Raw genomic sequence first — 14,478 nt, 5'->3', positions numbered from 1 at the left:
AGGTTACAAGTTAGGCTCATTTTATGGCCACAGCACCTTTGAATCTTGAAGCAGACGTCGTCGAACTTACCCGAGATATTTGCGATATCGAATCCGTTTCAGGCAACGAGAAGCAGTTGGCTGACGCAATTGAAGCTGCTTTGCAGAAATATTCCCACCTAGAGGTAATTCGCGACGGTGACGCAATTGTGGCCCGCACCAATCTGGGTCGTTCAAACCGGGTTGTCATTGCCGGTCACATCGATACCGTGCCAGTGGCAAATAATCTGCCGGTTCAGATGCTTTCAATGGAGCGCGAACAAGTTTTGTATGGTCGGGGCACAGTTGATATGAAGGCCGGGGTAGCGGTTCAGTTGAAGTTGGCCGCCACGCTCACACAGCCAACTAGTGATGTCACCTGGATTTTTTATGATCACGAGGAAGTCGAGGCCGCTAAAAACGGCCTAGGCAGATTGGCGCGCAATCGTCCAGAGCTTCTTGACGCATCGTTTGCAGTTTTGTGTGAACCAACCTCGGCTCAGGTTGAGGGTGGCTGCAATGGAACCATGCGAGTTGACCTAACCTTCAGCGGAGTCAAGGCCCACTCGGCTAGGCCTTGGATGGGCAAAAATGCCATTCACGGCGCAGCCAACGCTTTAGCAATTTTGGCGGATTACCAGCCGGCTGAAATCGATGTGGATGGCTTGGTCTATCGCGAAAGCCTAAACGCAGTGCTTATCGGTGGTGGAATCGCTACCAACGTGATTCCTGACGAATGCGTGGTCACGGTGAATTACAGATTTGCACCAAGCAAGTCTGCGGCCGATGCCGAGAGCCACCTACGAGAAGTTTTTGCGGGCATGGAAATGACCGTCATGGATGTTGCCGAGGGAGCTCGTCCCGGGTTGGACAGAGCCGAGGCCAAAGCCTTTGTGGCCGCCACCCAAACGGAAGCCCGGCCCAAATACGGCTGGACGGACGTAGCCCGATTTAGCGCCCTGGGCGTACCAGCGGTGAACTTTGGCCCTGGTGACCCCAGCAAGGCCCACGCAGATGACGAAGCCGTGCCAGTTAGCCAGATTTACGCCTGTGAGAAGGCACTCAGGGCCTGGTTATCCGTGGGATAATAGAACTTCCGGCTAATTAGCCAGCAATTCAAGGAGTTTCTCAATGGCAGCAATGAAGCCACGCACCGGCGACGGACCAATGGAAGCCGAGCGCGAGCCACGCGGTCTGATTATTCTTCGAGTGCCACTGGAAGGTGGCGGTCGTCTAGTAGTTTCAGTCAACGACGAAGAGGCCAAGAACCTGCACCAGGTTCTTGCCGGAGTAGTCAAGAAGTAATTCAAATAGAAAATCCCGATCAGCGATGATCGGGATTTTTTATTTAAACAAGATCGCGCCAGTCCACTTCATCGTCGTCATCGGCAACCACGATCGTGCCAGAGGGAATAGCATTCGGCAGAGTAATTAGCTCGGTTGGTGGCGACAGGTAGGTAGCTTCTTCTCGTCGATTGGCCAGCACATTGTTGATGTAATCGGTGACCGCTTCATTCATCGGCACATCATGCCCCTGCTGCTCCGACATGTACCAGCGGTGCTCAAGCACCTCGTGGTAAATCTGTGCCGGCTCCAGACGACCTGACATTTCGCGAGGTATGGAAGTGACCACGGGTTCAAATGATCGACTCAACCATTCGTGTGCCAAGACTTCTTCGTCGGCACCTGGGCGAGAATTATCGCGACGATATTGATCGAGGTCATTCAGCAGGCGCCGGGCTTGATTTTCTTCAACGTCTAGACCAGTCAGCCTAATCAAGCGGCGAGCATGGTGACCGGCATCAACCACTTTTGGTTGAATCTTCACCGTCATGCCATCGGAGTCTGCCTTGATGGCAAGCTCTTCGATGTCAAAACCTAATTCGTTAAGGCGGGCAACGCGCCGACTAATCTTCCAACGATCCTTGGCTTCAAAAGTTTCCGCGCCGGTTAGCTCGGTCCAGAGTTCTCTGTACTTGGCAACAATTCGCTCGCTGGTGGCAACTGCGTCAACGCCAGGTGCTGCATGCCCGCTGGCAATTAGGTCCATTAATTCACCGGCAATATTGACCCGGGCGATTTCAAGATCATTTTCGCGCTGGCCGTTCGATAAACCAGTGTCATACAAATGGCCGGTTTCGGCGTCGACTAAGTATGCGGCGAAGGCTCCGGCGTCGCGGCGAAACAAGGTGTTTGAAAGTGAAACATCGCCCCAAAAGAATCCGGCAATGTGCAGGCGAACTAAAAGCAGGGCTAGCGCATCCACCAGACGAGTTGCGGTTTCCGGGCGCAAACCCTGAGACCACATCGCACGGTAGGGAAGTGAAAACTTTAGGTGCCTGGTGATCAACACCGATAGCAGTGGCTCGCCATCGGTGCTTTGACGATTGTTGATGATTGCAAAAGGTTCAACGCAAGGCACATCAAGCTTGATCAAATTCTTGAGCATTTCGTATTCGCGTTTAGCCAGCTCAGGCAAGGTTTCTTTGATCGCAATTACGTGATCACTCAGATGTGCAAAGCGAACCGTGTGGCGACTTAGGCCTTTGGGTAGGGCCGCGATGTTTTCGGCGGGCCACTCTTCTAAAGGCAAATGCCACGGAAGATCCAGCAGAGCTGGATCAACCGTGGCAGCCGTAATGTCTAGTGAACTCACTAGTTGAGGCGTTCGCCCGACTCTACGTCGAACAGGTGAACGATGCCACCGTCAGCCTTTAGGAAAATCTTGTCTCCCTTGTGTGGGTGATTGCGACCATCAACGCGAGCAACGATGTCTTGGTTTCCGCCGTTTAGGTGGCTGGTTCCGTAAAGGTAACCGTCTGCACCTAGCTCTTCGATAACGTCAACATCAACTTCGATGCCTTCCTTCTTGGTGACGGTCAAGTTCTCAGGGCGGATACCAACGGTAACGCTCTTGGCCTTGGTCTTTGAAAGGAACTTCTTGTCGATTGGTAGCACGGTGTTGCCAAACTGAACTCCACCGTCAACGATCTCAAGCTGCAGCAAGTTCATGGCTGGTGAACCAATGAAGCCCGCAACGAAAACGTTTGCCGGTTTTTCGTATAGTTCACGAGGTGTAGCAACCTGCTGTAGCAGACCATCCTTTAGCACCGCTACGCGGTCTCCCATGGTCATAGCTTCAACCTGGTCGTGAGTTACGTAAACGGTGGTTACGCCTAGGCGACGCTGAAGTGATGCAATTTGGGTACGAGTCTGCACGCGAAGCTTGGCATCCAAGTTTGATAGCGGTTCATCCATTAGGAATACCTGAGGCTTGCGAACGATCGCACGACCCATGGCCACGCGCTGACGCTGACCACCGGAAAGTGCCTTTGGTTTGCGTGAAAGGTATGGCTCTAGGTCAAGCAGCTTGGCTGCCTCAAGAACGCGCTCTGCACGTTCTTCTTTGCTAACGCCAGCAATCTTTAGAGCGAATCCCATGTTCTCGGCCACGGTCATGTGTGGGTACAGCGCGTAGTTCTGGAAAACCATAGCGATGTCGCGGTCCTTTGGTGGCACGTCGGTCACGTCACGGTCACCGATAAAGATGTGTCCGTCGTTTACCTCTTCGAGGCCGGCCAACATACGCAGGGTAGTTGACTTACCGCAGCCCGATGGGCCAACGAGCACGAGGAATTCGCCATCTTTGATGTCGAGGTTGATTTTGTCTACTGCAGCTCTGGTTCCACCTGGGTATAGGCGGGTGGCTGCTTTAAATTGCACTGATGCCATGATATTTCCTTCACCGGCAGGTACGTGCCGGACGATCCGTTGTGAATAGAACCCTGGCAGCGGCGCCGCCAGGTACAGCCATTATGGCATCCGTTTTGGCTGGTATAAACTAGAAGTTCCCCAATGTCATCCAATTGTGACAACAACGTTAGGACCCGATTTGACCCGCGAAAAGCAAACTCGTTCAGAACAGCGTGAGGCAGCCCGAGCCAAGGCCAAGGAACTTCGCGAACAGCACAAAAAAGGTGAACAGCGTAAGCGTCTTGCCCTCCAGTTTGGAGTCGGTGGCGCCCTGGTAGCGGTTATGGCTCTTGTGGCCTTCGCGCTCATTTCTGGAGCAAACAAAGAAGTTGTAGTTCCAAAGAACATGATGTTCAATGACGGCATCAAGATTGGTACCAACCTAGAAGCCTTTACCGCCGACTACACCCCGGCCCCGGGCAAAGCTGGCGCCAATGTGCCAAACATTCAGATTTATCTTGACTACCAGTGCCCGGTTTGCCAGGCCTTTGAGTTGCCGAATGCTTCTCAGATTGAAAGCTGGGTTAAGTCAGGAACAGCGACCGTAGAAATCCACCCAATCTCATTCCTAGACGGCCGAGGCTCACCAAATGAGTACTCAAGTCGTGCCGCTAACGCCGCTATCTGTGTGGCCGAAAACTCTCCAAACTCGTTCTTCAAGTTCAGCGGCTTGCTGTTCAAGAAGCAGCCGGTTGAGGGCACCGCCGGTCCAGACAACAACGCTTTATTTGAGACCGCCAAAGAGGCTGGGGTTTTGAATGAGGCCGAAATCAAGGACTGTATTGATGAAAAGCGCTACGGCACTTGGATTTCTGACATCACCACGAAGGCTCTGAACGAGAACGTACCGGGCACCCAGTACAAGCTTGAGGGAACCCCGTTCGTAATGATCAACAACCAGGTATTCAAGACCGAGGTCAATTCTGACTTCTTTAGCCCGGCACGCTTTGCGCAGTTCTTGCAGAGCTATGTAGTCAACTAATATAAAAACTTCTGAAGTTTTGAACTTCAGAAAAGGTAGCCCTAGGGCTATCGGCCGACCTGGCGCAATTGGTAGCGCATCGCACTTGTAATGCGAGGGTTAGGGGTTCGAGTCCCCTGGTCGGCTCCACTTAAATAGAAACGCCTCCCTAAGGGGAGGCATTTCTTTTAGCCGAGCAAATCCTTGAGGACTTCGTAGACCAGGAACGCTGGCCACACCAGCGCCTTTAGAAATCCCAGCACCCCATCCCAAAAACCGTTGGCTCTTGAAATGAAATAGACGGCGGCACCAATAAAGGCCAGGAACATGAAGGCGCCAACGCCTCCATCGGTAACATTATTTTTCTTACTCATGTCTTGAGCCTAGTTGTCTGGCGTGAAGGTGATGCTGACGCTGTTGATGCAGTAGCGATCACCGGTAGGTGTCTGCGGCGCATCTTCAAACACGTGGCCTAGGTGACAACCGCAAGCTTTGCAGCGAACCTCAACGCGAACCATTCCGTGTGAGCGGTCCTCAATGAGTTCAACCGCGTCGCCTTCTTTTGGTTCATAAAAACTTGGCCACCCGCAGTGCGATTCAAATTTTGCGTGGCTGCGGAAGAGCTCAGCGCCACAACCGCGGCAAGAGAAAATGCCTTCGCGGTGCTCCTCGAGCAATTCGCCGGTGTAGGCGCGCTCAGTGCCAGCTTCTCGAAGCACGTGGTACTCAAACTCGCTCAGTTCCTCGCGCCACTGCTCGTCAGTCTTGTTTACCGGATAGTTCATGTTGTGCTCCTTCGCTCACCTAATATTAGGTAATCGACTCAAATGAGTCTTTATAGATAAGCAGGATCCATGGCAAAAAAGTTCCCAATCGATGAGTTCGATTCGGCAACCGTTCACGGAGGTCGGCACCGCGCTCGCCGAACTGCAAAAGACCGAATCTACGAATGGGTTCGAATTTTCGTGGCTGCTGCTGTGGTCGCCGGAGTTGGCTACGGCACACTAAAGTACGTCGAAAATTCATCGGTGTTTGATGGCTACCTGCCAAGTTCCAACGCTTCTCCTTCAGCCTCCACCGATACCCGCCCGGGCGTTGTGGTTCTTGACGGCGGTGACGAGAATCTGTCTGGGGCAGCGGGGCAAATTCTGAAAGATGCCGGTTACAACGTGACCGGAGCCTCTGTCTTGGTTGATGCCGATAAAAAGCCGGTAAAGATTAAGACCACCGTGATTACGATCACCGATGAGCTATTCCGAGCCGATGCCGAAGCCATTGCCGCCAAGATCGGCAACCCGGAAGTTGTTATTTCGCCGGAGTTTGCCGGCCCGATCACCGTTGTTTTGGGCTCAAATTACAAGCTTCCTCAGGAATAGCCGGTTATAACCGTTCTATAACCTATTGACCAATCCCAGGAAAACGCTTGCGCGGGGGTACCCCTTAGGGGCTAGTGTTGAACTTGGTCGTAGCAGTATCCGTAGCACAAGCTCTTTTCTATGCGACTCAACCCGGGGATTTTTCGGGTTGTTCCCATAGCAACAGGAGTAAACAATGGCACAAGGAACCGTAAAGTGGTTCAACGCTGAAAAGGGTTTTGGATTCATTACCCAGGATGGTGGAGCGGACGTATTCGTACACTTCTCAGCAATCCAGTCAGACGGCTACAAGGAACTGAAGGAAAACCAGCGCGTAGAGTTCGAAGTTAAGAACGGCGACAAGGGCCCTCAGGCTGACGCAGTACACGTAATCTAAGCTACGACAAGCTTGCTGAAAATCCCCTCCCGCATAGCGGAGAGGGGATTTTTAGATTTCAGGCCCCACCGATGAGGGTTTTCGCCTAACCGGGGTACGTATTTGCACTCTAGGGGTGAGAGTGCCAAAATAGAGTTATTAGCACTCGACAGGCTTGAGTGCCAAAACAAATAGGAGATTGAACCCCAATGGCAAAAATCATTCACTTTGATGAAGAGGCCCGCCGCGGTCTAGAGCGCGGTCTAAACATCCTCGCAGACACCGTAAAGGTAACCCTCGGCCCACGTGGACGCAACGTAGTTCTTGAAAAGAAGTGGGGCGCCCCAACCATCACAAACGATGGTGTTTCGATCGCTAAGGAAATCGAGCTAGATGACCCGTTCGAGCGCATTGGTGCCGAGCTAGTTAAAGAAGTAGCTAAGAAGACTGACGACGTTGCCGGTGACGGAACCACGACTGCAACCGTTCTTGCACAGGCTCTTGTTCGCGAAGGTCTTCGCAACGTGGCTGCCGGTGCAGACCCAATCACTTTGAAGCGTGGAATCGAGAAGGCGGTCAAGGCCGTCATCGAGGAGCTTCACTCAAACGCAAAGCCAGTTGAGACCAAAGAGCAGATTGCTGCTACAGCGTCTATCTCTGCTGGTGACTCTCAGATCGGTGAGCTAATCGCCGAAGCAATCGACAAGGTTGGCCGTGAGGGTGTTGTAACCGTTGAAGAATCAAACACCTTTGGTATTGAACTTGAACTAACCGAGGGTATGCGCTTCGACAAGGGTTACGTATCGGCTTACATGGTTACCGACCCAGAGCGTCAGGAAGCAGTTCTTGAAGACGCATACGTTTTGATCGCAAACTCAAAGATCTCAAACATCAAGGACATCTTGCCAATTGTTGACAAGGTGATTCAGGCAAACAAGCCGTTGCTAATCATCGCCGAAGACATTGATGGTGAAGCACTAGCAACCTTGATCGTCAACAAGATCCGGGGAATCTTCAAGTCAGTTGCAGTTAAGGCTCCTGGCTTTGGTGACCGTCGTAAGGCAATGCTTCAGGACATCGCAATCTTGACCGGTGGTCAGGTAATTTCTGAAGAAGTTGGTCTGAAGCTAGATGCAACCACTCTTGATCTTCTAGGTCGGGCACGCAAGGTTGTTATCACCAAGGACGAAACCACAATCGTTGAAGGTGCCGGCGATGCCGACATGATCGCAGGACGCGTTGAGCAGATCCGTCGCGAGATTGACAACACCGATAGCGACTACGACCGCGAGAAGCTTCAGGAGCGTCTAGCCAAGCTAGCCGGTGGTGTTGCAGTTATTAAGGCTGGAGCAGCAACCGAGGTTGAGCTTAAGGAGCGCAAGCACCGCATTGAAGACGCAGTGCGTAACGCAAAGGCTGCTGTTGAGGAAGGCATCGTTGCCGGTGGTGGTGTTGCATTGCTACAGGCTGGCAAGGCTGCATTCGAGAAGCTAACTCTTACCGGTGACGAGGCTGTTGGTGCGAACATCGTTCGCGTTGCAATCTCAGCTCCGCTAAAGCAGATCGCACTAAACGCAGGTCTAGAGCCAGGCGTAGTGGCAGAGCGCGTTGCAGGTCTACCTTCAGGTCACGGTCTAAACGCCGCATCCGGTGAATACGTAGACATGCTGAAAGAAGGCATCAACGACCCTGTAAAGGTAACTCGTTCAGCTCTTCAGAACGCTGCTTCGATCGCAGGTCTATTCCTAACTACCGAAGCAGTAGTTGCAGAGAAGCCAGAGCCAGCGGCTCCTGCTCCTGCAAACCAGGGCGGCGGCATGGACTTCTAAACCTTTTGGTTTAGAGCAAAGAAAACAACTTATAGTCTGATCTACTATGAGCGGGTGGTTCCTTCGGGAACCGCCCGTTTTCTTTTAACTTCGGCGTCTGACATTCAATGGCAACTAAAGAAAAAGCCTTTGGTTGGCGTATTCGATTTCCGAGTATTGAGCAGCGGCAATGCTTAGCGCATTTCCAAGTTCGCCAAGCTGCGAATCAACTTGCGAAGCGGTTGCTCGCCAGCGCAGTGCCAGTTCTTGAAAACTATTAGCCGCCACACCAGTCCAACTGCTTTGCAAGTTTTGCAATTGGGCATGCAGGGTGTCTGACTCGTGAGTGAGTCTGCTGATTGTATTTTGAATGGCAACATTGGCGGCCATTACCTGTTCGCTGTCCACGCTGAAATTAGTCATGCGAACATCATCGGTGTTGAACCGCTGCTGTAGGGCGCTCAGCCCGGTTCTGTGGAAAAGCCAGCCGGTCAAGAAGTACGTTAGGCAGGAATGGCTACACGCAACGTGGCGCCACCACCAGGGGTCTCGGTGGCAACGATGGTTCCTCCGTGACGAGCAACGATAGTTGAAACAATCGCCAGCCCAAGACCAGAACCACCGGTTTCGCTGTTGCGTGAATTATCAACGCGGTAGAAGCGCTCAAAAATCTTTTCGCGAAGTTGTTCAGGAATTCCCTCACCGTGATCGCGAACCTCAAGTACCAGGTGACGGCGACCATCAGCCTTGGCGCTGTTGTCGAGTGCAATTTCAATTTGTGCACCGGCCGGTGAAAAACGCGAGGCGTTGGCCAGCAGGTTGGTGAGCACCTGGCGCATTGAATTTGCGTCAACCTTTGCCTCAACAACTGCGTCATCGGCGATTGCTTTGCCATCAAGGTCAGTAACCACAATCTTTCGCTTGCCATCGGCCACCGATGCATCTTTTGCGGCGTCGATTGCCAGCGAAACCATGTTGGTCTTTTTCAGTTCCAACTTGGTTGCTTCATCCATGCGAGTAAGAGTTAGTAGGCTCTCGACCAATCCGCTCATGCGAACCGCTTCGCTCTCGATTCGTTCCATTGCCTCGCCGATTTGCTCCGGCTTCTTGAGCGCCCCCATGCGGTAAAGCTCTGCGTAACCACGCACCGATACCAGGGGAGTGCGAAGCTCGTGGCTGGCATCGGATACAAACCGGCGCATCTGATCTAGCGTCTTGGAGCGATCTTGCATCGCGGTTTGAATGCCGTCGAGCATCGTGTTGAGTGAGCGATTCAGGCGGGCAATTTCTGTGTCGCCATCCTGCTCAATCAAACGCTTTGAAATATCGCCCTCGGTAACCGCCTCGGCAGTGCGCTCAACTTCGTTCAACGGCTTGAGGGCAGAATTGATGGTCAACCAAATACTAAGGCCAGAAAGAATCAGCAGTAGCGCACCAAAGCCGCCGCCAATCAATCCGTATTGAGCAAGCAGCGCGCTGTTGGCTCCGGTAGGAAGTGCAACCACAAGCGAACCTGGCATGCCGTTTAGTGGCACGGCAACCATGCGCCAACCGCGTGTGCCGGCGTCGTCAGAAATCTGCCCTTTACCGTTTACTTCAAACGGAATTCCCTTGGTGGCCAGAACATACTTTGAGGAAAAGTTTGAGGTATTTGGCACGTCGTTTGAATTGCCACCGGCGGATGAAACCAAACCAATCAACAGCGAACCGTCGGTGTCTAGGTAGGCAATGTAAAAGTCGCTCGGCAAGCTTGGCAACTGCAACTGGTGAGTTGCCAGTCGATCTTCAAGTAGTGTTGGATCTTCGTCGCTAAGCGTTGCCGCAGTCGAGATTAGTTGACCGTCAACGTTCGCCTGCAAATAAGTTCTTAGCAGCGCGATGGTGCCAAGGCTTGAAACCAAAACCAGCACACCAATAATCGCAACTGAAAGCGCGGTCAGCTTGGTACGCAGTGAAATGCGTTCCCAGGCCTGGCCGAACTTTGAGCTCAAGTTTTTACTTTCCGTTTTTGGCTGACTTATACATGTAGCCAACTCCGCGCTTGGTTTGAATCAGCGGTTCGGTGGTTAGTGGGTCGAGTTTTTTGCGAAGGTAGGAAACGTAAGATTCAACGATTCCCATTTCTCCGTTGAAATCATATTCCCAGACGTGATCAAGAATTTGCGCCTTGGTCAGCACGCGGTTTGGGTTAGACATCAAGAAGCGAAGCAGTTTGTACTCGGTTGGGCTTAGGTCAACCAGGGTGCCGTTAACGAATACATCGTGTGCGTCTTGGTTGATCTTGATCTCACCAACTTCCAACACCGATTCCTCGACCTCGGCCGCTTTGGTTCGGCGAAGAATCGCGTTGATGCGAGCAACGATTTCATCCAAGCTAAATGGCTTGGTCATGTAGTCATCGCCACCAACGGTAAGGCCGGTGATCTTGTCTTCTGTTTCATCGCGAGCGGTGAGAAAGAGCACCGGGGCATTGATGCCCATTGAGCGAAGTTTCTTGGTGACGCTGAAACCATTCATATCTGGCAGCATCACGTCTAGCAAAATGATGTCTGGCTCGCCCTTCTCTGCGGCGTGGACTGCATCGGCGCCGTTTGCAACGGCGTGAACGCTGAAACCAGCGAATCTAAGGCTGGTTGATAGGAGATCGCGGATGTTTGGTTCGTCATCGACGATTAGTACCTTTACGTTTTCCATGGCTTTAGTCTCAGAGAGTTTGCTGAGAGAACGCTGTAAGGCTCTGGTGTGTCACCTGAAAGGTTTTACAGGCTGTGTGCGTCCAGAATCTCGTAGCTGTAGCCCTGCTCGGCTAGGAAGCGCTGACGGTTCTGAGCAAAGTCCTGATCCACGGTGTCGCGCGAGATAAGTGTGTAAAAGCTGGCGGTGCGGCCGTCTGCCTTTGGGCGCAGCAATCGGCCCAGGCGCTGCGCTTCTTCTTGTCGTGAGCCATAGGAGCCAGAGATTTGAATCGCCACCGATGCCTCCGGCAGGTCGACCGAGAAATTGGCCACCTTTGAGACTACGAGGGTAGAAATTTCGCCGCTGCGGAATTGCTCGAATAGGCGCTCGCGTTCATCAACCGGGGTTTCTCCGGTGATCTCTGGAACATTGATGGCCGCCGACACCTCGTGAATTTGATCCAGGTACTGGCCAATGATCAAGGTTGGCTCACCGGCATGCTTTTTGAGAAGTTTTTGAATTACAGGAATTCTAGTTTTTGATGTTGCTGCGATTCGGTATCGGTCTTCTTGACTTGAAATTGCGTATTCCATGCGTTCTTCATCTGGTAAATCAATTCGAACTTCAAAACACGCAGCAGGGGCGATGTATCCCTGCGCTTCAATTTCTTTCCAAGGCGCATCAAATCGCTTTGGGCCAATCAATGAAAAGACATCGCCCTCTTTGCCATCTTCGCGAACCAGTGTTGCTGTCAGTCCCAATCGACGACGTGCCTGCAAATCGGCAGTCATTTTGAAAATAGGTGCCGGAAGCAGGTGTACCTCGTCGTAAACGATGAGGCCCCAGTCGTTGGCATTCAAAAGCGCAAGGTGAGCGTATTCAGCTTTTCGCTTGGTGGTCAAAATTTGATAGGTGGCGATGGTTACCGGTTTCACTTCTTTCATTGAACCCGAGTATTCACCGATTTCATCTTCGGTAAGAGTTGTGCGCTTGAGCAGTTCTGCTTTCCACTGACGAGCCGAAACAGTGTTGGTCACCAAAATTAATGTGTTGGTTTTAGCGGTTGCCATTGCGGCGGCACCAACGATGGTTTTACCGGCACCACAGGGGAGCACCACAACTCCTGAGCCACCCTCCCAGAATTTCTCAACAGCCTTGGTCTGGTAGTCACGAATTTTCCAATCACCTTGACCCAGCGCGATTTCGTGTGGCGTTCCGGCAGCGTAGCCAGCGAAGTCCTCAGCTGGCCAACCCAGCTTCAGCAGTTCCTGTTTTACCTGACCGCGAGCCCAGGGTTGAATCCGGAAAGCCTCGTTTGAAATTGGCCCGTCTAGCAGCTCGGCAATTTTGCGGTGCTTGCTGGCCTCAAGCAAGATTGCGCGTTCGGTTGAGTAGAGCTCTAATTCGCCGGTTGGACTCTTGCGAATCGATAGTCGCCCGTAGCGGTTCATGGTCTCGGCTATGTCCGCGCGCACACCGCTTGGCACCGCAAACTTTGCATACTTATCTAAAACATCCAGCACAAATTCAGAATCGTGGCCGGCCGCACGAGCGTTCCATAGCCCTAGACGGGTAATTCGGTAGGTGTGAATGTGTTCCGGAGCTCGCTCTAGTTCGGCAAAAATTGCCAGGTCGTGGCGGGCCTCGCCAGCATCGGGGTGATCGACCTCAAGCAGGGCGGTCTTATCACTCTGCACAATCAGTGGGCCGTTAGTCATCCTTAAAGCCTATCCCGACTGCGGTGCCCAACGGTCAGCCGGTCAGTCAAGAACCACTCGGATGATGCTGGTGATTGGCAGGGTTCTCTCGATGTCTGCCTTGCGATCTTTGGCGCGAAGACGACCGTTCGCGATTCCGATTGGCTCAAGCAGAAATTCGATTTCGCCGTTGCTTGAGGTCACGGTAAATTTTGCTCGCGCCTTGTTCTTGATAGCCAACTGAATTTGACGCTGCAGGTCATCATCATCTGGCGCATCACCAAGCTTGGCATCTTGCTCGCGCAATCGAAGAATATCCGCCGCAATCGAATTTGTTTTCTCAGTGGCTAGTGCTTGCCTTGTAGCCGACAAAGGTGAAATCACTTTTCCGGATTCATCAACTCGAATCGCTACAAAGCCAACTTCACGCAGACCAAAATAGAGCACCTCGGGTTCAAACCGGGAAGCCAGTTGGCCGTCTTCAAGTTGGCTGAGCGCAAATGGCTTTAGTTTGGAGTCATTCAAAATTTCGGCCAGCAGTACCGGATCGCTTGATTGCAGCAGGGTCCGTTCGTTTGATTCACCACCGATAATCTTCAGCCGCCCAAAGCGGAGCTCGCCCTCGTTAAGTAAGTACTCGATTGGCTGGGGGATGGCATTTCCCGAGAGCCTTTGTAGCAGCTCGCGAATTTCTGCAATGGTTAGTCCGGTTTCAAGCCCGTGGCTGATGCTCAGTGCCGAAAGTCGATAGGTCGAAGCCATTCCGATTTGCTCGGTATCAGCAAATCTACGAAGCATAATTTCAACTTCGGTCTGCAACGGACCAGGCGCAATTAAGGTCAGGTCCGCTTGGCAAATTATTTTGTCTTGGGGTTGAGGCAAGCTGCCTGCGGCCAGTTTGCTTGCACCTTGGTAATCGCACTTCAAAACTTTGATGGCCCAGCTACTCATCCAGCCATTTGCAGCCAGGCCAATCAGGCCAGCAATGCTTGCGAGCTTGGTGATCTTGGAGCTCACTGAACCGTCAGCAAACGGATAGGTGCTACTTAGTTTTTCCTCGAGTGAAATGACCTCGCCGCTATTGTCAAGGGCTGACTGCAGTTCTCTCGCAGAACCATCGCCAAGTATTTCTCGCCAAGTTCTAGCCAAGTGCATAAAACGCTCACTCTGATTCCAAGCCAGCCAGTCTTGAGATTTACTGCTAAGTTGCCAACGGCCATTGGCCAACATAATTAGGTTTAGCAGGTGGGCTAGCTCGTAAATCTGCTTAGCGTAGTCATTTGGTTTTCTGAGGTGAGTTGCAAATCGCTTAATGTCAGGTAGCCCAACGTTCTTTTTACCAACTTCACGCACGAATCGATGTTCAAGATCAAAGATGAGCTCGGTAATTGCCTGCAGGCTTTCGAAAATTTCAATTCCGCAGTCTCGATCGATTTGCTCTTGGGCCGGCGCTGGGTCTTTACCATCGGCAACGGCGCAAATAATTTCTAGTTTTGCAAATGCGGCCAGCGCCTCAACTGTGGATTCGAATGGCTTGTACTCTGGTTCGCCCGAGACCAGCATTTGCCTGGCCAGTTCGGCCGCAACCTTGTTGTTTGGTTTATTGCCGGCCGCAAGTGAGCGCAATTCAATCGCTTGGCTCAAAGGCAGCCCAGCGATAGCGGCAGAAATTGAAGTGGGCTTGGTCAACGCTTCGGCGAGATCAAAAAAATCCACCAACCCCGATGAATTCACCATGCGTTCGGTAATTAGGTTTGCGAGCGATTCGTCGCTCATGCGTCGCAGGGCTGAGGCTACTTTCAGCAACTCGCTCATGATGCCCCAGTACCGTTCG

General features: G+C 52.3%; 15 protein-coding genes and 1 tRNA gene. 7 read left to right on the top strand and 9 right to left on the bottom strand.

All coding sequences use genetic code 11. The features are described 5' to 3' along the window. The first annotated feature begins 23 nt into the window (after positions 1–23). Together dapE and RHOLA_RS07250 are read left to right on the top strand one after the other, a co-directional pair. On the top strand, positions 24–1,106 hold the full coding sequence (gene dapE / locus RHOLA_RS05250) for a succinyl-diaminopimelate desuccinylase (protein WP_038502907.1): 1,083 nt from the start codon (positions 24–26) through the stop codon (positions 1,104–1,106). Positions 1,107–1,149: 43 nt separating this feature from the next. Beyond that, the gene (locus tag RHOLA_RS07250) at positions 1,150–1,323 is read left to right on the top strand and encodes a DUF3117 domain-containing protein (RefSeq protein WP_084321429.1); all 174 of its coding nucleotides are present in this window, start codon (positions 1,150–1,152) and stop codon (positions 1,321–1,323) included. Between the two features lie 43 nt (positions 1,324–1,366). Here the strand turns inward: RHOLA_RS07250 and RHOLA_RS05245 are convergent, their stop codons facing one another. Together RHOLA_RS05245 and RHOLA_RS05240 are read right to left on the bottom strand one after the other, a co-directional pair. Beyond that, complete coding sequence (locus tag RHOLA_RS05245) at positions 1,367–2,674, bottom strand: DUF4032 domain-containing protein (RefSeq protein WP_038502904.1); 1,308 nt, start codon at positions 2,672–2,674, stop codon at positions 1,367–1,369. Beyond that, positions 2,674–3,750 (bottom strand): ABC transporter ATP-binding protein, encoded by a 1,077-nt coding sequence (locus RHOLA_RS05240; protein WP_038502902.1) that lies wholly within the window; start codon positions 3,748–3,750, stop codon positions 2,674–2,676. Before RHOLA_RS05240 ends, RHOLA_RS05245 begins: the two co-directional genes overlap by 1 nt. 160 nt (positions 3,751–3,910) lie before the next feature. Between RHOLA_RS05240 and RHOLA_RS05235 the strand changes: the two genes are divergently transcribed. Both RHOLA_RS05235 and RHOLA_RS05230 read left to right on the top strand, forming a co-directional pair. Next, the gene (locus tag RHOLA_RS05235; protein ID WP_038502899.1) at positions 3,911–4,753 is read left to right on the top strand and encodes a DsbA family protein; all 843 of its coding nucleotides are present in this window, start codon (positions 3,911–3,913) and stop codon (positions 4,751–4,753) included. Positions 4,754–4,806: 53 nt separating this feature from the next. Beyond that, positions 4,807–4,882 (top strand) — tRNA-Thr (locus RHOLA_RS05230). A 38-nt stretch (positions 4,883–4,920) separates the two neighbouring features. On the opposite strand, the gene RHOLA_RS05225 is transcribed toward RHOLA_RS05230, so the two are convergent. Both RHOLA_RS05225 and msrB read right to left on the bottom strand, forming a co-directional pair. Continuing rightward, positions 4,921–5,106: a hypothetical protein gene (locus RHOLA_RS05225; RefSeq protein WP_038502897.1), complete on the bottom strand. Its 186-nt coding sequence runs from the start codon at positions 5,104–5,106 to the stop codon at positions 4,921–4,923. Positions 5,107–5,115: 9 nt separating this feature from the next. Next, the gene (msrB, locus tag RHOLA_RS05220; RefSeq protein WP_038502895.1) at positions 5,116–5,517 is read right to left on the bottom strand and encodes a peptide-methionine (R)-S-oxide reductase MsrB; all 402 of its coding nucleotides are present in this window, start codon (positions 5,515–5,517) and stop codon (positions 5,116–5,118) included. 69 nt (positions 5,518–5,586) lie between these two features. Between msrB and RHOLA_RS05215 the strand changes: the two genes are divergently transcribed. The 3 genes from RHOLA_RS05215 (at position 5,587) to groL (ending at position 8,292) form a co-directional block, all read left to right on the top strand. After that, positions 5,587–6,108 (top strand): LytR C-terminal domain-containing protein, encoded by a 522-nt coding sequence (locus RHOLA_RS05215; RefSeq protein WP_038502892.1) that lies wholly within the window; start codon positions 5,587–5,589, stop codon positions 6,106–6,108. Between the two features lie 175 nt (positions 6,109–6,283). After that, positions 6,284–6,484: a cold-shock protein gene (locus RHOLA_RS05210; protein ID WP_038502889.1), complete on the top strand. Its 201-nt coding sequence runs from the start codon at positions 6,284–6,286 to the stop codon at positions 6,482–6,484. Positions 6,485–6,672: 188 nt separating this feature from the next. Continuing rightward, positions 6,673–8,292, top strand: a complete 1,620-nt coding sequence (groL, locus tag RHOLA_RS05205) for a chaperonin GroEL (RefSeq protein ID WP_038502887.1) — start codon at positions 6,673–6,675, stop codon at positions 8,290–8,292. Positions 8,293–8,406: 114 nt separating this feature from the next. Here groL and RHOLA_RS05200 read toward each other — a convergent pair whose 3' ends face one another. The 5 genes from RHOLA_RS05200 to RHOLA_RS05180 all read right to left on the bottom strand — a co-directional run bounded on the left by RHOLA_RS05200 (position 8,407) and on the right by RHOLA_RS05180 (position 14,420). After that, positions 8,407–8,766 (bottom strand): WXG100 family type VII secretion target, encoded by a 360-nt coding sequence (locus tag RHOLA_RS05200; protein ID WP_051636308.1) that lies wholly within the window; start codon positions 8,764–8,766, stop codon positions 8,407–8,409. Positions 8,767–8,774: 8 nt separating this feature from the next. Then, on the bottom strand, positions 8,775–10,262 hold the full coding sequence (locus tag RHOLA_RS05195) for a sensor histidine kinase (RefSeq protein WP_051636307.1): 1,488 nt from the start codon (positions 10,260–10,262) through the stop codon (positions 8,775–8,777). Between the two features lie 4 nt (positions 10,263–10,266). Next, positions 10,267–10,965, bottom strand: coding sequence for a response regulator transcription factor (locus RHOLA_RS05190; protein WP_038502884.1), 699 nt, complete (start codon positions 10,963–10,965; stop codon positions 10,267–10,269). Between the two features lie 65 nt (positions 10,966–11,030). Then, the gene (locus RHOLA_RS05185) at positions 11,031–12,665 is read right to left on the bottom strand and encodes a DNA repair helicase XPB (RefSeq protein ID WP_038502883.1); all 1,635 of its coding nucleotides are present in this window, start codon (positions 12,663–12,665) and stop codon (positions 11,031–11,033) included. 42 nt (positions 12,666–12,707) lie between these two features. Further along, entirely contained in the window at positions 12,708–14,420 is a 1,713-nt protein-coding gene (locus RHOLA_RS05180) for a helicase-associated domain-containing protein (protein ID WP_158384507.1), read from the bottom strand. Positions 14,421–14,478: the final 58 nt, after the last annotated feature.

It is taken from the genome of Rhodoluna lacicola (genome assembly GCF_000699505.1).
GTDB classification, from domain to species: domain Bacteria; phylum Actinomycetota; class Actinomycetes; order Actinomycetales; family Microbacteriaceae; genus Rhodoluna; species Rhodoluna lacicola.
The sequence above is the reverse complement of the archived record's forward strand: the minus strand, read 5'-3'. Positions and strand labels throughout refer to the sequence as shown.